Raw genomic sequence first — 19453 nt, 5'->3', positions numbered from 1 at the left:
GCGATCTTTTCTGGCTCACCGCCCCGGAAGATCAAAAGATCGCAGCCTGCGGCAGCTCCTACGGGTCGCATTGCATCGACAGGAGCAGCGCCAGCCCACAAGGCCGGCGCTGACAGTGGAACAACAATAAATAAACACTGTGAGGGATACCGACATGTCAGATCAGGTTCAAGCAATAGCCGCAACGCTCCGCGCCGGCACCAGCAAGGAAACTCAGAAAGTCATCTTCGCCTCATCCCTCGGGACAGTATTCGAGTGGTATGACTTCTTTCTCTACGGCGCCCTCGCGGCGGTGATCAGTAAACAGTTTTTTGCCGGGGTCAACGACACCACCGCCTTCATCTTCGCGTTGATGGCCTTCGCCGCCGGTTTCATCGTGCGGCCGTTCGGCGCGCTGGTGTTTGGTCGCCTTGGGGACATGATCGGGCGCAAATACACCTTCCTCGCGACGATCATCCTGATGGGCCTGGCGACCTTCTGCGTCGGCCTGTTGCCGACCTACGCCAGCATCGGCATTGCCGCACCGATCATTCTGGTGGTGCTGCGCATGCTCCAGGGCCTGGCATTGGGCGGCGAGTACGGCGGTGCCGCGACCTACGTGGCAGAACACGCGCCAGTCGGCAAACGCGGTTTCCACACCAGTTGGATTCAGTCCACCGCGACGCTTGGTTTGCTGCTGTCGCTGCTGGTGGTGCTCGGCTGCCGCTACTTCACCGGTGATCAGTTCGAAGTCTGGGGCTGGCGCATTCCGTTCCTGTTGTCGATCGTGCTGCTGGGCATTTCGACCTGGATTCGCCTGAGCCTGCACGAGTCGCCGGCCTTCTTGAAAATGAAAGAAGAAGGCAAGTGCTGCAAAGCACCGATCCGCGAATCCTTCGGTCATTGGGAAAACCTCAAAATCGTGCTGATTGCGCTGTTCAGCATCAACGCCGGGCAAGCGGTGACCTTCTACGCCGCGCAGTTTTACGTACTGTTCTTTCTCACCCAGTTCCTGAAAATGGACCCGGCCCTGGCCAATACCTTGCTGATCGTCAGTGTGGTGATCGGCGCGCCGTTCTTCATTTTCTTCGGCTGGCTGTCTGATCGGGTCGGGCGCAAACCGATCCTGATGATTGGCCTGCTGCTGGCTACCGCGCTGTACTTCCCGATCTTCAAAACCCTCGCCCATTACGCCAATCCGGCCATCGACCGAGCCAGCCAACAAGCGCCGATCACCGTGCTGGCCGACCCGGCCACCTGCACCTTTCAGTTCGACCCGGTGGGCAAGGCACGTTTTGACAGCCCCTGCGACAAGGTCAAAACCTTCCTGGTCAAACAAGGCCTGCCCTACAGCAGCGCAGCGGCCCCTGCCGGCAGCGCGGTGCAAGTCAGCGTGGGTGATGTAAAAATCGACGGTTACGACGAAGCCGCCCTGCGCGGTGCCGTGACCCTGGCCGGCTACCCGCAACAGGCGGACACCCAGTTGATCAACAAACCGATGATCGTCGTGCTGATCGTGGCACTGATCATTATTTCAGCGATGTGCTATGGGCCGCTGGCGGCGCTGATGGTCGAACTGTTCCCGACGCGCATCCGCTACACCTCGATGTCCCTGCCGTATCACATCGGCAACGGCTGGTTCGGTGGTTTCCTGCCGACCGTGTCGTTCGCGCTGGTGGTCTACACCGGGGATATTTTCTACGGGCTGTGGTACCCGGTGCTGATCACCGGGGTGAGCCTGGTGGTGGGCATGATCTGCTTGCGCGAGACCAAGGATGTGGATCTGGACAAAAACTGACGGCATAAAAAAGTCCGCCCATGTTGGCCCTGGGCGGACTTTCACTGCACAGAACCGCGTCTGCGGTCCCTGTCAGCAGAGTTTAGGCCACAATGTCCGTGGTTGCAGCCTGACCGACCGTACCCACGGCAAAGTCCACCGCACCATGGCCGGTAAGATCGACATACAGGCTGGTCTGGTTGGTCGCGGCGAAGTACGTCAGGATCGCGTCGCCGGCATGGCCGGTGAAGCCACTGACGAAGTTCAGCGTGGCGGCACCGGACGAGAACTGCGCGATGCCCGACAGGTCGATTTTGTCCTGACCACTGGTGAAATCCATGATCCAGTCTGGCGCGGTCATGGTCGAATCGGATGCCGCACCGAACACGAAGGTGTCCGCCCCTGCCCCGCCCCACAAGGTATCGCCGCCACCGCCGCCGTAGAGGATGTCGTTGCCGGCACCGCCTTCGAGCAGGTTGGCCACCGCGTTGCCGATCAGCAGGTCATTGCCCGAACCACCGATGGCGTTTTCCAGGGTTACGCCGTGGGCGATCGACACGTTGCCCACCAGACCGCCAACGTCAGAGAACGAGCCTTCGTTGAGGTTGATCTTCTGGTTCTGGCTGAAGCCTGAGAAATCCAGCGTATCGTTACCGCCACCGTCCCACACCGAAAACACCACTTTGGAAGCCGACGACGTGGCGCTGTAAAAGTCACGATCGGCGTTGGAGTTGAAGCCGTAGACGGTGTCCTGGGCACGGGTCTCGAGGTTGGCTCCGTAGAGTTTTTGTACTGCCACGATGTCGTCCATCAACGGCGCCGAGGCGTACGCGCCGCTGCCGTCCTTGCTGAAGTTCTGGCCGGTGTTGCTCTCGCTCCAGTAGCTCATGAGGCTGTAGCCTCGAGTGTCTTGAGCGTAGGTCACGTCGTTATAGGTCGGGTTACCGTTACCCGCGTTGTAAACACCAGGATGGGACAGGCCCAGGCTGTGGCCAATCTCGTGGGTCAGGGTCTGACGCCCGTAGTTGTTAGTGCCCGGCGTCTCGTTGACCCGATACTGATCGTTGATCAGGTACCAGGACTGACCGTCGTAGCTGCCGCCCGAAGGCAAGTAAGCGAACGCAGCGCCACCGGTGCTGACATCGTAGTTACCGAAACTCAGGTGCCCGTCACCGCCTGCCGCCCCTTCCTTGAAGGTGACGTTGGCCACGTCCGACCACGATTGCAGAGACAGTTTCGCCTGGGCTTTCTGCAGGTCGCTGAACTCGCTGAAATGACCCAGCTTCGTGTTGTAGTTCGCAGGCGCCGAGGTCATGAAGCTGAAGCTCAGCTCGACGTTGCCGTTGCCGTCCTTATCGTGCCAGGAGAGGTTCTTGCGCAGGATCTCATCGGCCGCCTGATCTGCCGTGAACGACGGCTTGCCGTTAATCAACCCAGCACCACCGCGATCATACAAGTGGCTGAAGGCATCGACCTGACTGTAGGCCGAACTGACCTGCCCTGAAGAAATGACAGCTTTTGCTTTGGCGTGTGACATCACTTACGTCCTTGTTTCAAATAGTCGGTTCCGATAGACCACGGCGACCCCTTCGCGAGATCGTCCTATCACTCGCCCTGTTGAAGGCGTAACGAAACTGACACAGTTTGAAGCCGTGGGGCTATTGAATTTTTAGATAGCGGGCCGCTCAAGGGCAAAGCGCCATGGCTCTTTTTGGCCGGACTGACGGTACGCCCCTTCATCGCCAGCTTATTGACGACCACCTTCTGCAAGCGCGAGATGTTGAGTCCGGTAGTCATCGGGCAAGGATGGTTCACCATGGCAAAAATCAACGTTTTGGCTGGCAATTTTCTACAAGGCGATAGCGAGTACTACGAAGGGGCGTTCAGACTGAAAACGCTTTCCAATCCAGCGCCCGGGGTCAAAGTGCAAGCCTCGGCGTTCAGAAACCTGGAGGTTGCATCCCAGGACTCCGTTACCAACAAGGATGCCATTGGCTACGGCATCGCCGGCGCCATGCTGCTCGGCCCCGTCGGGGCGATCGCAGGCTACCTGATGGCTGGCAAGGAGACCGAGATCACCTTCATCGCCACCTTCAAGGACGGTAGCCAGCTGTTGGCGGCAACTGACAGCGATACTTACCGGGATATTTCCCGGCACATGAGTCATTAAGCTTTACACGGCAATCCCTTGTGCTCATGACATTCAGTCGTCGTGTCATGAGCACTTCGCGCGGCCACATCGATAATGATCGACTGCAATGATTCTGATCGTCCCTTCTGCACTGTCCTTATCTGTCTAAACCCTTAACAGAGTAGTTTTAAGGTTGACTTCAACGGCCTGCCTCAGTACATTGCGCGGGCCGGTAACTCAGGCCTTTTTTCAACTCACAAAAGAATCCAATGGACACAGTATCTAGACGCTGTCTGGCTGATGCGAATTCGCAGAGCTGGGCACTTAACCCAGAAAATGACGGGACTCGACACCTCGGTCGGGTGAGCTGCGCCAGAGCTTGATGCTCCAACGTAACTTGCCTCCCCGGCGCCAGTCCGGTCGCGAGGCATGTTATGAATTTCAAATCTACTGTAATGCCCGGTGTACGCGCCTTCGCCTCGACGATGCGCGTAAAGCTCTGCCGCGAGCGCCCTGTGGTGGCGGCTCGCTCTCCGTTCTCCCCCCTTCTTCACGCACTCAGACTCACCTGCGTGCCATTTGGCGTGTCTGTCCGTTGAGCGGTCAACTCCAGCAACGCTGGAGCGTCGACGAAAGCCAGGAACCGCCGAGTTGGTGCTTCGCGCACCTCCTGCAACAGACCAGCCTATTGCTCGGCCTGTCCCTCGGGGCACGCACTTTCAGTTGATCTGAAAGTACTTCAACGGGTTTAACCAGCGTTTTCCTTAATAGGGAATTCGGCAACTTTCTATTGCCTATTTAAAACACAAACTTATTGGAGTTCGTTATGGACGAGGCCAGTAGTAGGTTCGCTGCATACCGTTTGATATTGGCCATGCAGCGAACGTTAAAACATAAAAAACACAACAACTTGAATCGATCGCTTACTTGCGACTCGACATACGTTAGCTCGCCTTTAATTAGCTGAGTTGCCGGTGTGTCGTGCCGCAAGACTGCGGCAGGAGCACACGCAATGACCCTTGTAAAAGACCCGAGAAAACACGCCCAAGGCGCCACGAGCGACGACACCAAGCTGTCGATGCGCGCCGCCCGTGAGGCGCAAAACGGCCTCGCGGTCACCCTCGCCAACGTGAAAGCTTCCGCCGACGGCCTGACCGAGCTCGATGCCGAAGGTCGCCTGCAACGCGAAGGTTTCAACGAAGTGGCCCATGACAAGCCGCCTCACGCCATCGTCCAGTTCCTCCAGGCCCTCAACAACCCTTTCATCTATGTCCTGCTGACACTGGCAGGCATCAGTTTCGTGACCGATTACTGGCTCCCGCTCCAGGCGGGCGAAGAAGTCGACCTCACCAAAGTCATCATTATCATGACCATGGTGTCGCTCAGCAGCCTGCTGCGATTCTGGCAGGAACACCGCTCGGCCAAATCGGCAGAAGCGCTCAAGGCCATGGTCCGCACCACCGCCACCGTGCTGCGCCGCCAGCAAATGGGCATGCAACCGCAGCTGCGCGAAGTACCGATGCGTGAACTGGTGGCGGGTGACATCGTTCAGCTGTCCGCTGGCGACATGATTCCGGCCGACATCCGCTTGATCGAATCCCGTGATCTGTTCATCAGCCAGGCGGTGTTGACCGGTGAAGCGTTGCCGGTGGAGAAATACGACACCCTGGGCAATGTAGCGCAGAAGTCCGCATCGACGACGGCAGCCGATCAGGCCAACCTGCTGGACCTGCCGAACATCTGCTTCATGGGTACCAACGTGGTCAGTGGCACCGCCAGAGCGGTGGTGGTCGCCACCGGCCCGCGTACCTACTTTGGCTCGCTGGCCAAAGCCATTGTCGGCTCGCGGGTGCAGACCGCTTTCGACCGCGGGGTGAACAGCGTCAGCTGGCTGCTGATCCGTTTCATGCTGGTCATGGTGCCAATCGTCTTCCTGCTCAATGGTTTCTCCAAAGGCGATTGGGGCGATGCCCTCATGTTTGCCCTCGCAGTGGCGGTCGGCCTGACCCCGGAAATGCTGCCGATGATCGTCAGCGCCAACCTCGCCAAGGGCGCGATGGCGATGGCTAAACGCAAAGTCGTGGTCAAGCGCCTCAACGCGATTCAGAACTTCGGTTCGATGGATGTGCTGTGCACCGACAAGACCGGCACCCTGACCCAGGACAAAATCATCCTCGAGCACCACGTCGACATCAACGGCCGGCGCGATGACTCGATCCTGGAACTGGCGTGGCTCAACAGCCATCACCAAAGCGGTCTGAGAAACCTGATGGACCAGGCGGTAGTGCAGTTCGCCGAGCGCAACCCGAAGTTCAAGATCCCGTTCGCCTATAGCAAAATCGATGAGCTGCCGTTCGACTTCATCCGTCGCCGCCTGTCGATCATCGTCAAGGACAGCCGCGACGATCATCTGCTGGTGTGCAAAGGCGCAGTCGAGGAGATGCTGAACATTTCCAGCCATATCCACGAGAACGGTGTGGTCGTTGCGCTGGATGAACCGCGTCGCAAAGAACTGCTGGCCTTGGCCAACGAGTACAACGAAGACGGCTTCCGGGTGCTGGTGGTGGCCACTCGCGAGATCCCGAAGGCCCAGAGCAAAAACCAGTACAAGACGAGTGACGAACGCGAGCTGGTGATCCGTGGTTTCCTGACCTTCCTCGATCCGCCGAAAGAAACCGCAGGCCCGGCGATTGCCGCGCTGCGTGACATGGGCGTGAGCGTCAAGGTGCTGACCGGCGACAACGCCGTGGTCACCTGCAAGATCTGCCGCGAAGTCGGCCTGGAGCCTGGCACGCCGCTGCTCGGGCAAGACATCGAGAAGATGGACGAGTCGACCCTCAAGCTGCGGGTTGAAGAGCGTACGGTGTTTGCCAAGCTCACGCCGCTGCAGAAATCCCGGGTACTCAAGGCGTTGCAGTCGAACGGCCACACCGTTGGCTTCCTCGGCGACGGCATCAACGACGCCCCTGCCCTGCGTGACGCCGACGTCGGCATTTCGGTCGACAGCGGCACCGATATCGCCAAGGAATCGGCCGATATCATCCTGCTGGAAAAGAGCCTGATGGTGCTCGAAGAAGGCGTGATCAAAGGGCGCGAGACCTTCGGCAACATCATGAAGTACCTGAACATGACCGCCAGTTCGAACTTCGGCAACGTCTTTTCGGTATTGGTGGCCAGTGCCTTCATCCCGTTCCTGCCGATGCTGGCGATGCACCTGCTGCTGCAAAACCTGATGTACGACATCTCTCAGTTGGCGCTGCCGTGGGACAAGATGGACAAGGAATACCTGCGCAAGCCGCGCAAGTGGGACGCCAAAAACATCGGGCGCTTCATGCTGTGGATCGGGCCGACATCGTCGATCTTCGACATCACCACCTTCGCGCTGATGTGGTACGTGTTCTCGGCCAACAGCGTCGAAATGCAGACCCTGTTCCAGTCGGGCTGGTTCATCGAAGGCTTGCTGTCGCAGACGCTGGTAGTGCACATGCTGCGGACCCAGAAGATTCCGTTCTTCCAGAGCACCGCAGCATTGCCGGTGATCCTGATGACCGGGCTGGTGATGGTGCTGGGCATCTACATCCCGTTCTCGCCACTCGGCACGCTGGTCGGCCTGCAACCGCTGCCATGGCAGTACTTCCCATGGCTGGTGGGCACTCTGCTCAGCTACTGCGTGTTCGCTCAGTTGATGAAGACCTTCTACATCCGCCGCTTCAAGCAATGGTTCTAAGGGCCTGACCAAGGCGCGGCTGGCGAGTGACGCCGGCCGCGCCCTCACTCAACGGCGACGTCATGGGCCGCTTCGACGCCCTTGACGCTGTGAGTTTTCATGGAGCACAGACATGAAACCCATCGCGCAATACCTTAAGGCCCTAGCCAAACGCGCACTTCGGGCGCTGCTGGTGATGAGCCTGACCCGAATCGCAACACTGCTCACCTGCGCCAGCGTCAGGCTGTATGCCAGAGGCTGGTTGAGCGGCATTGAAATCAGATTCCTGCTGGGGTTCTCCAGTGCCATACATCGCACCGCCCTGCGGCTTGCGGTCCGTTAGAAAATGAAACAACAAAGGGAGAGTCCTCATGTCGGGAACGACTCTATTGATCAACCTCGCAGGCTCCATCGCACTACTGCTCTGGGGCACCCATATGATTTCTTCGGCACTGTTGCGTGGCTTCGGCACGCAGCTGCGTCACTGGCTGGGAAAAAACCTGAATAACCGCTGGATGGCCTTGCTGTCGGGCGTCGGTATCACCGGCATTTTGCAAAGCAGTACCGCCGTCAGCCTGATGGCCACCTCCTTTACCGCCGCCGGGGCACTGGGCCTTGCGCCTGCATTGGCGGTGATGCTCGGGGCCAATATCGGCTCGACGCTGGTGGTGCAGTTGCTCAGCGTTGATATTTCGATCGTCACGCCCATCGTCCTGCTGGCAGGGTTCATCGTCTTCCGATTGCGCGATGACTCACGCTACGAGAGTGTCGGTTGTGCGCTGATTGGCCTGGGCTTGATGCTGCTGGCGCTGCGCATGCTCGGGTCGACGCTGGGAGAGGTCGAAGGCACACCGATCTTCCACGCCCTCATGCACAGCCTGGATGGCGACATGGTCATTGCCTTGCTAGTGGCGATGCTGCTGACCTGGATCTGCCATTCCAGCGTCGCGGTGGTGTTGCTGATCGCCTCGCTGGCCGGCACCGGCCTGCTCTCGCCCGTGACCACCATGGCACTGGTGCTCGGGGTGAACATCGGTGGCGCCCTGCCCTCGGTGCTCAACGCCAGTTCCAGCGTGGCCCGGCGCTTGCCGGTCGGCAACCTGCTGGTGCGGGTCATCGGTGTGCTGGTGTTCCTGCCGTTCGTGCCGATGCTTGCTCAGACCAGCCAGATGGCTGACCTGACACCCGCGCTGCGAGTGGTCGGCCTGCACACCAGCTTCAACCTGGTACTGGCGCTGGTGTTCATCGGCCTGACAGAACCGCTGGCCAAACTGCTGACACGCCTGTTGCGACAACCGGAACAGGATGTCGACCCCGGCATGCCGCTCTATCTGGATGAAGCCGGTCTTGCGGTGGCGAACATCGGTTTGTCCAACGCGGCGCGCGAAGCCCTGCGGTTGGCCGACATGCTTTCGATCATGCTCAACCGCGTGCTGCAACTGTTCCAGACCTCGGACCAGAGCAACGCCGATGAGGTACGGCGGATCGATCAATCCCTGGACCTGCTGAGCGCAGCGATTCGTGCCTACCTGGCGGATATCGGCCAGGAAGGCATCAGTGACAGCGACGCCGATCGTTCGCAGGAAATCCTGATGTTCGTGATCAACCTGGAACACGCCGCGGACATCCTTTCCAGCAGCCTTGCGCAGTTAGCGGTGCGCCGACTGCGACGCGGCGAAAACTTCTCGGCCTTCGAACTGGGCACGCTCTATCCGCTGCACAACGAGCTGCTGGAAAGCCTGAGTCTGGCGATTACCGTGTTTCTGCGAGAAGACCTTGCAACCGCCCACTATCTGGTCAATCGCAAGGAGTCGGTCAGAAGGCTGGAAGCGCTGGCCAGCCGGGCACACTTTCGTGCCTTGCGCGAAGACAAAAGCGCCTGGGCAGAGTCCGGTGACATCTTTCAACGGTTGCTGCGCGACTACCGGCGCGTGCATCACCACATCGCAGCCCTGGCCTACCCCGTGCTCGAACGCGCCGGGGAACGCGATATCGAGAGCAATTACCTCGCAGATATTCATCCAGCAACCACCCGCGACAAGGATGAACTGCGATGCGCGTCCTGATCTGTGCCGGGCGCTATTACGCCGATACCCGTACCTGCCGCCGAGTGCTGGAGGCCTTCCAGTGCCTGAACGAAGTGCGCGTGCTGATCCACGGAGGCAATCAGTTCCTCGGCGGCGAAATCGAAGACTGGGCCCGGGAACTCGGTGCCGACATCGTGCGCTATCCCGCCAACTGGCAACAGCACGGCAAACTGGCGGAACGTCTGCGTAACACCTTCATGTTGCGCGACAGCCGACCCGATATCGTCATTGCGCTGCCCGGCGGCGAAGACACCGAAGAGCTGGTCGCACAAGCCAGAACCGCCGGTATTCAAACGCTCTTGATGGACGAGCGGGCCTAGCCCGCCTTAACTGTACATCCATACAGATAAAGGTTGATCCGGCCGCCCTCACCGCGCATGCTGTGCACCTCTCAAACCCTGATGACTGATGGTGGTTATGCGGCTGTTTCTCTGTGAAAAACCTTCCCAGGCCAAAGACATTGCGGCAGTGCTCGGTGCCAGCCGGCGCGGCGACGGCTGCTGGCTGGGAACAGACGTCACAGTGACCTGGTGCATCGGTCACCTGCTGGAAACCGCACCGCCGGATGCCTACGACGCACGCTATAAACGCTGGGTTCTGGAAGACCTGCCGATCATTCCCGAGAAGTGGAAGATGCTCGTCAAACCCAAGACCGCCAGCCAGTTCAAAGCGGTCAAACGGCTGCTCGGCGAGGCCGATGAGCTAGTGATTGCCACCGACGCCGACCGTGAGGGTGAGATGATTGCCCGTGAGCTGGTGGAGCATTGCCGCTATCGCGGGCCGATCAAGCGCCTGTGGCTGTCGGCGCTGGACGATGCTTCGATTCGCAAGGCCCTGGCGACGCTCAAACCCGGCGCCGAAACCTTTAGCCTCTATCACTCGGCACTCGGGCGCTCACGCGCCGACTGGCTGATCGGCATGAACATGAGCCGCCTGTTCACCCTGCTCGGGCGTCAGTCCGGCTATCAAGGCGTGCTGCCGGTTGGCCGCGTGCAAACCCCGACCTTGCGTCTGGTGGTGGATCGTGACCGCAGCATCGCCGACTTTGTACCGGTGCCCTATTGGGCCATCGAGGTGCAGTTGCTGCACGACAACACCCCATTCATCGCCCAATGGCGAGCGGCATCGGATGTCTGTGACGAGCATGACCGCTGCCTGAATCAGGTGCTGGCCCAGGCAGCGGCCGCGGCCATGCGCAACGCTGCCGATGCGCGACTGGTCAAACTGCGCACCGAGCGGGTCCGCGAAGCCGCCCCGCTGCCGTTCGACCTCGGAACGCTGCAAGAAATCTGCTCGAAAAAACTCGGCCTCGGTGCCCAGGAAACCCTGGATGTGGCCCAGGCGCTGTACGAAACCCACAAGCTCATCACTTACCCGCGCAGTGACTGTGGCTACTTGCCGCTGAGTCAGCACAGCGAAGCACCGGGCATTCTCGCCGCCCTTGGGCGCGCCGATCCGGGCCTCGGCGAACTGCTCAAGTACCTTGAGCCACAACGCCGGTCGCGGGCCTGGAACGACGCCAAGGTCAGCGCCCACCACGGGATCATCCCTACTGCTGCGGCAAAAAACCTCGAACGCCTGACCGGCAAGCACCGTGCGGTCTACACCTTGATCCGTGCGCGGTATCTGGCGCAGTTCCTGCCCAATCATGAATACGACCGCACCCAGGCTGACTTTGACTGCGCCGGGCAAGCATTGCGTGCGGTGGGCAAACTGATCGTCGAGCCAGGCTGGAAGCGCGCACTGCCGGAAGCGTTGGCGCCGGCGAAAGGACGGGGAGCACCGGCACCGCAGATGCTTCCGGCACTGGCTGAAGGGTGCGACTACGCCATCGCCAACGTGATCCTGAAGGATCTCTGGACCCAGCCACCCAAGCCGTTTACCGAAGGCGACCTGATCAAGGCGATGAAGAACGTCGCCAAATTGGTGGAAGATCCGCTGCTCAAGCAAAAACTCAAGGACACCACTGGCATCGGCACCGAGGCGACCCGCGCCGGGATCATTCAGGGGTTGCTGGATCGAGGTTATCTGACCAAGAACGGCAAAGCCCTGGCCGCCACACCACCGGCCTTCAGCCTGATCGACGCCGTGCCCCGAGCCATCGCCGACCCCGGCACCACAGCGATCTGGGAACAAGCCCTGGACATGGTGCAAAGCAGCGAGATGAGCCTTGAGGAATTCGTCGCCAAACAAGCCGCCTGGATGAGCAAGCAGGTAGGCCGCTGCACCAGTCTGCGCCTGACCATCAGCGGTCCGGCGAGCCCGGCCGGCAAACGCGCGACACCGTGGAAAAACAAACGTAAAACCGCCAAACGCAAAACCGCACCGGCCACCAAACTGTAGGAGCATCTCTACCGCTCAGTCGATGACCTCGCGCATGAGCCCGATTGCGGCTGCAGCCACTTTCCGAACAGGTGCGTCACCCGAGGCATGAACACGTAGACCACCAGCAGCACAATGCTTGCCGTGATCAGCACATTGCCTTGCACATAGCCGCCCAGCCAGGGCTGCCAGCCGAACAGAGGCTTGAACAGCATCGGTACCAGAAAGCTCAAGGGCAGGATCACCAAAAAGGTTATGCAGGCCTGTTTCCAGCGTGGTGGTGGGGACGGCGTGGCAGCATCGACCGGGGTAAACCAGAACTCGTGGTGGGTATTGACCTCGGTCTGGTCACCATCGGCGAGCAATGGCTGCGCCTCTTCGACCAGCTTGCGGCGATCCTCGGAGTCAAGCCAATGCTGCAATTGTTCAGTCGTGGCGAAGCGCAGCACACTGGTGAACTGAGCCAGCCCCAGGCTTTGCCCGCGCATCACATCAATGCCCAGATGCCCTGGATATGTGCGCGCCATGGCGATGGTACGACGCAACCAGTTTTCGTACGCCTCATCCCCGCCCTTTTTGACCCGGTGGCGCACCAGCAGTGTGACTACGCCTTCCGACAATTCGATGTTCATGACTGACTCTCCGACCATGACCCCAGGCTGTGACGGCGCAGCGAACTGCGCCGTTGAGCCTCTGTATTTTTTTTGCGGCTCACTTGACCTGACGTTGCGGCGCCTTGTGCACCATGGTGTAGGCGTAATCCACGCCCATGCCGTAAGCACCACTGTGTTCCCGCACCAGGTCCATCACCGCGTCGTAAGTCTCTTTGTGTGCCCAGTCACGCTGGTACTCGAGCAACACTTGCTGCCAGGTCACCGGCACCGCTCCAGCCTGGATCATCCGCTGCACCGACATGTCGTGAGCTTCTTTGGTGGTCCCACCCGATGCGTCGGTGACGATGTACACCTCGTAGCCTTCGGCCAGTGCTTCCAGCGCCGGGAAGTTCAAGCACACTTCAGTCCAGAGCGCGGCCATGATCAGTTTCTTGCGACCGGTGGCCTTCACCGCCTCCACCAGTTTCTTGTCTTCCCAAGAGTTCATCGAAGTGCGCTCGATCGGCTGCTGATCCGGAAACACACTCAGCAATTCCGGCCAGATGTAGCCGCTGAAGCTTTCGGTTTCGACCGACGTCAAAATGGTCGGCACGTTGAAAATCTTCGCGGCTTTGGCCAGCGCAACGGTGTTGTTCTTCAAGGTCTGACGGTCGATCGATTGCACGCCGAACGACATTTGCGGCTGGTGGTCGATCAGGATCAGAGCGGAGTTGGTTGGGTTGAGCAATTCACGGATAGACATGGCGTGTTCCTTTTGATGTCGGTGTTCTGGATGAATGAGTTCGATTGACTGCAAGGCTCGGTGCGTACTCTCGTTGGAGGCGGTGCGCTACCGGCTTGGAACCTAATGTAGGCTCTGGATAAAACAGAAACAATCACCTAAAATTCATAATCATTATTTCCAAAATAGGGACAGTCTTGGACCGGATCGAATGCATGCGTGCTTTTGTCGCCACCGTCGGCGCAAACGGCTTTGCCGCCGCAGCCCGAGCGATGGATGTGCCACGCTCAAAAGTCAGCAAACAAATTCAGGCACTGGAAGAGGCCATCGGTGTGCAACTGCTTCAGCGCACGACGCGCAGCCTGCATCTGACCGAGGCCGGCGCGGAGTACTACGAAGCGGCGCGTGAAGTGATCGCTTCGGTGGACGAAGCCGAGCAACGTGCGCGTAACGGAATTGGCGAACTACGCGGCGTGCTGCGGGTCAACGCACCGATGTCGTTCGGTCTGCGACGGCTCGGCCCGCTGATCCCGTTGTTTCATGAGCAGCATCCGAACATCGAGCTGCAACTGGTCCTGAGTGACCAGCAGGTCGACCCGGTACGCGGCGGCTTCGATGTGACCATCCGCATCGCGAGCCTGCCGGACTCCTCCCTGGTGGCCCGACTGTTGGCGCCCGCTCCGCGGATCATGGTCGCCTCCCCGGCCTATCTTGAGCGCGCGGGCACACCGCAATCGCCAAAGGACCTGAGCGCACACCAATGCTTGAATTATGGCTATCTGCAGAGCGGCGTCAGCCTGCAACTGAGCAACGGCAACGAGACGCAGCGCGTGCACGTCACCGGCCCGCTGCATGCCAACAATGGCGACCTGCTGGCCCAAGCCGCCGAGGCCGGCATGGGGATCGCCTTGCTGCCAGGTTTCATCGTTGAAGAGGCTCTGGCGGCCGGCAGGCTGGTAGCGGTGTTGTGCGAATGGCAAGCCCCGCCGATCACCATCAACGCGGTTTACTCGTCTGCACGTCGGGTTCCGCAGAAGACTCGGGCGTTCATCGAATTCTTGGTGACGGAACTCGCACAAGAGCGCAGTTGAAGTGGATGACAGCCTGAAGGCAGCATCCTTGCTGCGGTGCTTCGAGCGCCTCGGCCAAGCGCAGGCTGGCGTTGCCGACCTGCGTTTGTGTGGGCGCGGGGTTATGTTCCGCTTTTGATCTGAGTCCATAGACGGCTGCTCAGGCGCATCCCGGCGGGCGACATGGTCTTGATCGGAAACAGGGTATCGAGCACCGCTTGCGGTGGGTAGGCCACCGGATTGTTGCGCAGCTGCGGTTCGATGTACGGCAGCGACGCAGCGTTGCCGTTGGGGTATTGCACGGCATTACTGATGTTGGCGATCACCTGCGGGTCCAGCAGGTAGTTCAAGTAGGCGTAGGCGTTATCCAGGTCCGGCGCGCCCTTCGGGATAGCCACCATGTCCACGGCGACGGTGGAACCTTCCCTGGGAATGCTGTAGCCGAGGTTCACCCCATTCTTGGCCTGCTTCGCAGTGGCCATCGCCTGCAACACGTCGCCGCTGAAGCCGATGGCCACGCAGATATTGCCGTTGGCCAGGTCGCTGACGTATTTGGATGAATGGAAATACAGGATCGACGGACGGATGGCCTGCAACGCCTGCTCGGCGCGCTTCAGGTCAGCCGGCTGCTCGCTGTGAGGATCGATACCCAGGGCGTTGAGCGTGATCGGCACCATTTGCGTCGGGTTATCGAGAAAAGCCACGCCGCACTGTTTGAGCTTCTGGATGTTCTCGGGCTTGAACAGCATCTGCCAGGATTGAGTCACATCGGTATCGCCGAAAATCGCCTTGATCTTGTCGACGTTGTAGCCAATACCCACCGTGACCCACATGTACGGAATCGCGTAGCGGTTGCCCGGATCGCTGGCTTCGAGCGTCTTCATCAACTGGGGATCGAGATTTTTCCAGTTCGGCAGTTTGCTCTTGTCCAGCGGCTGGATCGCCCCGGCCTGAATCAGCCGCGGCAAGAAGTGGTTGGAGGGGCTGACCACGTCATAACCGCTGCCACCAGTCATCAGCTTGGCCTCGGTGGTTTCGTTGCTGTCGATGACATCGTAAGTGGTCTTGATCCCGGTCTGACGAGTGAAGTTGGTCAGGGTGTCGGGAGCGATGTAGTCACTCCAGTTGGCAATGCTGACGGAGTCTGCCGCCTGCACTGCACCTGCAGACAACGCCAGGGTTAACAGTGCCGTGGTTGTGCGATTGATCATGGTGCCGACCTCTCTTGTTGTAATAGTGCAGCGAACCTCGCTGCGGCGGTTAACGTTCGTGTCGGGCGCGCCGGACTTCCCAGCCCATACGCAATGTCGCACCGATGTCGAATAACGGCCGAGGCGGCAGGTAGCCGGGCCGGGCCTGGGCAAGGACATCGCGCAACACCGGGGAGTCGCTGCCAGCGGCCATTTCCGCCAGCAGCCGCCCCCACAGGGTGCCGCGCGCGACCCCGGAGCCATTGCAGCCGGCCACCCCGTGCAGGCGCTCGGCGATGCGACTGAAATACGGTTCGCCGGAACGGGTAGCGCTCAGGTGCCCGGTCCAGGTGTGCTGCAGATCTGTCGCCGTGATACCGGGAAAGCGTTTCTGCAAACCCAGCAGGTGCTGGTGCTGACGCGCTGCAAGGTCGGACCCGTTAAGGTCGCGCTGGCGATATTCGACGGTATTGCGGATCAACAGGCGGCGACCCGGCAGCAGGCGCACCGTTGCCCCACCCGGCAAGGTCGAGAGCACGCCCCAGCCCTGGTCGTCGAAGAGCGTTTGCCAAGGCTCACCGGTCAGGGGCCGAGTGATGCTGGCGCTCAGTTCCAGGGCGAAGGTGCCACTGCGATGCAGGCCGACCCGGGGCAGAAAGGCCCCCACGCAGACCAGCACTTGCGCGGCCTCGACTTCACCCTCAGCGGTCCGCGCCCGCCAACCCTTGCCGGCGATCGGTTGCAGGTCATCGACGCTGCTGTTCTCGTAAACCTCGACCTGAGCCGGCAACCGGTCCAACAGACCTTTGACGTACTTGGCCGGCTGCAACAAGCCATTGCCGCCAGCGCAGTGGATCGCCCGCTGGTAGAAGCGGCTCCCCAGTCGCTGCTGCAAGGCTTTGCCCTCCAGGCTTGAGGCGCTGGCACCGGCGGCGTTGAGGGTAGCGACACACTGCTCGCTGTGATCCAGCCGCTGCGGCTGGTGGACCGCAAAGTGGTAGCCGGCTTCGCTGAATTCGCACTTGATGTCGAGCTCGGCAATGCGCTGGCGCACCTCTTTGCCTGCAGCGACGCCAATGCGCGAAGCGAGCTGATAGGCATCATGGCCGGGCTGGCCGATCAGTTCGTCGAGCCCCGGCAATTCATGGCTGACGACAAACCCCGAATTACGCGCCGAAGCCCCCTGAGCCACACGTTGGCGGTCGAGCAGCACGATGCGCTGCTGGGGAAACATCTGCGCCAGACTGTGGGCGGCCGAAAGGCCGGTAATGCCACCACCGATAATCAGCCAGTCGGTTTTCTGCGAGCCTGTCAGCTTCGGCCGCTGGGGCGATTCACCCGCCAGGGCGATCCAGCCACATACATTGTTCAATGCCTGCCACTCCTTCACGATCCATGCGCGCAGAGCATCTTTGTCATCACTCTGACCGCGCTACATGCCTACAATTTAAGAGGATCAGTGCCAGGTTTCGAACGTTATTAATTCATCCAGCTATTCGAAAAACGCATAAATAAATACCTTCAGGCTAAGCCAAAGGTTGGTGACTGGTCACACAGTGGATACCGCCACCACCGGCGGAGATTGCGTCGATATTGAGCTGCACCACCTCTCGGTCCGGGTAGAGCTCAGACAACAGATCAAAGGCTTTCGTATCTGCCGCTTTGTCACCAAACTCGGGCGCAATGACCGCACCATTGATCACGAAGTAGTTGATATAGCCCGCGGCGAAGTCTGGATTGCTTTTGCTGAACATACTCGTTCGTGGATTGAGCGGAGGCGATACGGTGTGCACTTGCAGCGGGTGGCCATCGGCATCAGTGGCATTCTTGAGAATGTCCAAATGGGCAAGCGTCACTTTATGGTCATAAGACTCAGGGTCGTTGTCGAGGTTGGCGATCAGTACCCCAGGTTTGACAAAGCGGGCGTAGAAGTCGACATGGGCATCGGTGATGTCCTTGCCTTTGATTCCAGGCAGCCAGATGATTTTTCGCAAGCCAAGCCTGTTCTTCAGTTCTTCCTCTACGTCTGCCTTGCTCCAACCGGGATTGCGGTTGGTATTGATCCAGCTACTTTCGGTCATGATCCCCGTGCCGTGGCCATCCACTTCGATACCGCCACCCTCGCCAACCAGTTGGCTGCGGATATAGCTGGCACCCGTTGTCCGGGCGGCCAAAGCGGCCAGCTGCGCGTCATCGGCATGCTGCTGTTTGTTGCCCCAGCCGTTGAAGTTGAAATCCACGGCGCCGAGCCCACCTTCTCCATCGATGACGAAGTTGGCCCCGATATCGCGCATCCAGATATCGTCCAGCTCCGTGACAACCAAGGTGATGTTGCTCGTACCGCATTTTTCTTCAGCCAGATCCCGCTCGCTCTCACGGCAGAACACGGTGACCGGCTCATAGTTGGCGATGGTGCGGGCGATTCGGCCCAAGGCATCTTGCACGTAAGGCGTGAAGTCCTCGTGGATGGCCTCCTGTGCCCCAAAGGCGATAAAGGCCTGCTGGTGTTTGTCGCCCTCATCCGGCATATGCCAGCGGCCTTTGATGGCTGCCTGCACCCGGGACGCATTGAGGCCCAGCCCCATGGACGTGGCTGCGCCCAGACTGGCAACGACCGATACCTGCTTGATGAATTCACGACGTGTCGACATCTGTACCTCTCTGTTCCTGTCGGGCTTTGTCTTGGCGGACTGCGCCTGCAGCCGCCAATTTTTCCATCTGGGGCAACGCCGACCCTCTGGAGATCGGCTTGCCGTCATTTAGCGGCTGTCTTGAACTTGGTCCAGGCACGCATGCGCGCACGCATATCAGCCTGGGGAATGTCTTTGCCCGGGATCAGTCGTTCGTAAGTGGCCTCATCGAGGTAGATATCCGGGTTGTTACGCATCATTGAATCGACGCTCGGACGTGCCTTGGCGTTGGAGGTAGGGTAACCGGTGAAGTTACTGATGGCTGCCATGTTCTCCGGGCGCATGACGAAGTTGATGAACGCATAGGCGTATTCTGGATGCTTGGCGTCGACGGGGATCGCCATGGTGTCCATCCACACCGTGGTGCCCTCGCGCGGGATGTGATACCGGAACGTGGTTTTCTTGCCTGCGGCATCTGCAGCCCGTTGTGCCTGCGTCATATCCCCGCTGTAACCGAGCGACAGGCACAGGTTGCCGTTAACCAGATCGGTCACCGGTTGTGACTGGAATTTGCGGATGTACGGCCGTAGTTTGAGCAAAAGCTCACTGGCCGCTTCCAGGTCCTCCGGCTTGGCGCTGCGCGGCTCACGGCCGAGGTAGTTGAGCGCGACCGCCAGCACTTCGTCCGGCGAATCGATCAGGGAGATGCCGCAGTCCGCAAATTTGGCGGCCAGTTCCGGTTTGAACAGCAAGTCCAGGCTATTCACCGGCGCACCTGGCATGCGCTGGTTAATCTGCTCGGCGTTGTAGGTCAGGCCGATGGTGCCCCACGTGTAGGGTACGGTGGCCTTGCTCGAATAGAGATAATGCGTCCGTAGTTTCTGCAGACCTGGCTCGATGTCATCCAGGGCGGTGAGCTTTGACTTGTCCAGTGGCTGCAGGCTGCCGGCACGCATCAGGCGCTCGCCAACGGTGTCGCCCGGAAAGATCAGGTCATAACCACTGCCGCCGGCCATCATCTTGGCTTCCAGCGTCTCACTGCCATCCATGACGTCGTAGATCACCTTGATCCCGGTTTCGGCGGTGAACCTGGACAGGGTGTCCTCGGCGAAGTAATCGGCCCAGTTGTACAACCTCAGGGTCTTTTCCTCCGCTTGCACCGACGACAGGGCACCGCTTAGCGCCAACCCCAAGGAGCAGAGCAATAGTTTTTTGGTAACGTTCAT

The 19453-nt window shown here is 59.8% G+C and carries 15 protein-coding genes and 1 pseudogene; 9 read left to right on the top strand and 7 right to left on the bottom strand.

What is annotated here, in order from left to right; all coding sequences use genetic code 11:
- Positions 1-154 precede the first annotated feature (154 nt).
- The gene (locus tag BLL42_RS26180) at positions 155-1777 is read left to right on the top strand and encodes an MFS transporter (RefSeq protein ID WP_071555461.1); all 1623 of its coding nucleotides are present in this window, start codon (positions 155-157) and stop codon (positions 1775-1777) included.
- 82 nt (positions 1778-1859) lie between these two features.
- On the opposite strand, the gene BLL42_RS26175 is transcribed toward BLL42_RS26180, so the two are convergent.
- Positions 1860-3293 (bottom strand): serralysin family metalloprotease, encoded by a 1434-nt coding sequence (locus BLL42_RS26175; RefSeq protein WP_071555460.1) that lies wholly within the window; start codon positions 3291-3293, stop codon positions 1860-1862.
- 279 nt (positions 3294-3572) lie between these two features.
- Between BLL42_RS26175 and BLL42_RS26170 the strand changes: the two genes are divergently transcribed.
- The 7 genes and pseudogenes from BLL42_RS26170 (at position 3573) to BLL42_RS26140 (ending at position 12023) form a co-directional block, all read left to right on the top strand.
- Positions 3573-3926, top strand: a complete 354-nt coding sequence (locus tag BLL42_RS26170) for a hypothetical protein (protein ID WP_071555459.1) — start codon at positions 3573-3575, stop codon at positions 3924-3926.
- A 395-nt stretch (positions 3927-4321) separates the two neighbouring features.
- Positions 4322-4614 (top strand): annotated as a pseudogene (locus tag BLL42_RS30595) (hypothetical protein).
- Positions 4615-4899: 285 nt separating this feature from the next.
- Entirely contained in the window at positions 4900-7614 is a 2715-nt protein-coding gene (gene mgtA / locus BLL42_RS26160) for a magnesium-translocating P-type ATPase (protein WP_071555458.1), read from the top strand.
- Between the two features lie 112 nt (positions 7615-7726).
- The gene (locus tag BLL42_RS26155; RefSeq protein WP_071555457.1) at positions 7727-7936 is read left to right on the top strand and encodes a hypothetical protein; all 210 of its coding nucleotides are present in this window, start codon (positions 7727-7729) and stop codon (positions 7934-7936) included.
- Between the two features lie 28 nt (positions 7937-7964).
- Entirely contained in the window at positions 7965-9659 is a 1695-nt protein-coding gene (locus BLL42_RS26150; protein ID WP_071555456.1) for a Na/Pi cotransporter family protein, read from the top strand.
- A complete protein-coding gene (locus tag BLL42_RS26145; protein ID WP_071555455.1) occupies positions 9647-10000 on the top strand; it encodes a DUF2493 domain-containing protein in 354 nt (117 codons plus the stop codon). The genes BLL42_RS26150 and BLL42_RS26145 overlap by 13 nt, the downstream gene beginning before the upstream one ends.
- A 97-nt stretch (positions 10001-10097) precedes the next feature.
- Positions 10098-12023 (top strand): DNA topoisomerase III, encoded by a 1926-nt coding sequence (locus BLL42_RS26140; protein WP_071555454.1) that lies wholly within the window; start codon positions 10098-10100, stop codon positions 12021-12023.
- Between the two features lie 8 nt (positions 12024-12031).
- Here BLL42_RS26140 and BLL42_RS26135 read toward each other — a convergent pair whose 3' ends face one another.
- Together BLL42_RS26135 and BLL42_RS26130 are read right to left on the bottom strand one after the other, a co-directional pair.
- Positions 12032-12634, bottom strand: a complete 603-nt coding sequence (locus BLL42_RS26135; protein WP_071555453.1) for an antibiotic biosynthesis monooxygenase — start codon at positions 12632-12634, stop codon at positions 12032-12034.
- A gap of 79 nt (positions 12635-12713) precedes the next feature.
- Positions 12714-13358: a hydrolase gene (locus tag BLL42_RS26130; protein ID WP_071555452.1), complete on the bottom strand. Its 645-nt coding sequence runs from the start codon at positions 13356-13358 to the stop codon at positions 12714-12716.
- A gap of 176 nt (positions 13359-13534) precedes the next feature.
- Here BLL42_RS26130 and BLL42_RS26125 point away from each other — a divergent pair, with 176 nt between their 5' ends.
- Positions 13535-14428: a LysR family transcriptional regulator gene (locus BLL42_RS26125; RefSeq protein ID WP_071555451.1), complete on the top strand. Its 894-nt coding sequence runs from the start codon at positions 13535-13537 to the stop codon at positions 14426-14428.
- Between the two features lie 101 nt (positions 14429-14529).
- Here the strand turns inward: BLL42_RS26125 and BLL42_RS26120 are convergent, their stop codons facing one another.
- The 4 genes from BLL42_RS26120 to BLL42_RS26105 all read right to left on the bottom strand — a co-directional run bounded on the left by BLL42_RS26120 (position 14530) and on the right by BLL42_RS26105 (position 19453).
- A complete protein-coding gene (locus BLL42_RS26120) occupies positions 14530-15618 on the bottom strand; it encodes a polyamine ABC transporter substrate-binding protein (protein WP_071555450.1) in 1089 nt (362 codons plus the stop codon).
- 49 nt (positions 15619-15667) lie between these two features.
- On the bottom strand, positions 15668-16969 hold the full coding sequence (locus BLL42_RS26115; RefSeq protein WP_071555449.1) for an NAD(P)/FAD-dependent oxidoreductase: 1302 nt from the start codon (positions 16967-16969) through the stop codon (positions 15668-15670).
- A 154-nt stretch (positions 16970-17123) separates the two neighbouring features.
- Positions 17124-18248 carry an agmatine deiminase family protein gene (locus BLL42_RS26110; protein WP_071555448.1) on the bottom strand — a complete coding sequence of 375 codons (1125 nt, stop codon included), beginning with the start codon at positions 18246-18248 and terminating at the stop codon, positions 17124-17126.
- A gap of 104 nt (positions 18249-18352) precedes the next feature.
- A complete protein-coding gene (locus BLL42_RS26105; protein ID WP_071555447.1) occupies positions 18353-19453 on the bottom strand; it encodes an extracellular solute-binding protein in 1101 nt (366 codons plus the stop codon).

The sequence above is a fragment of the Pseudomonas frederiksbergensis genome (assembly GCF_001874645.1).
Taxonomy (GTDB): Bacteria; Pseudomonadota; Gammaproteobacteria; order Pseudomonadales; family Pseudomonadaceae; genus Aquipseudomonas; species Aquipseudomonas frederiksbergensis_B.
This window is presented reverse-complemented; position numbering and strand designations above follow the sequence as displayed.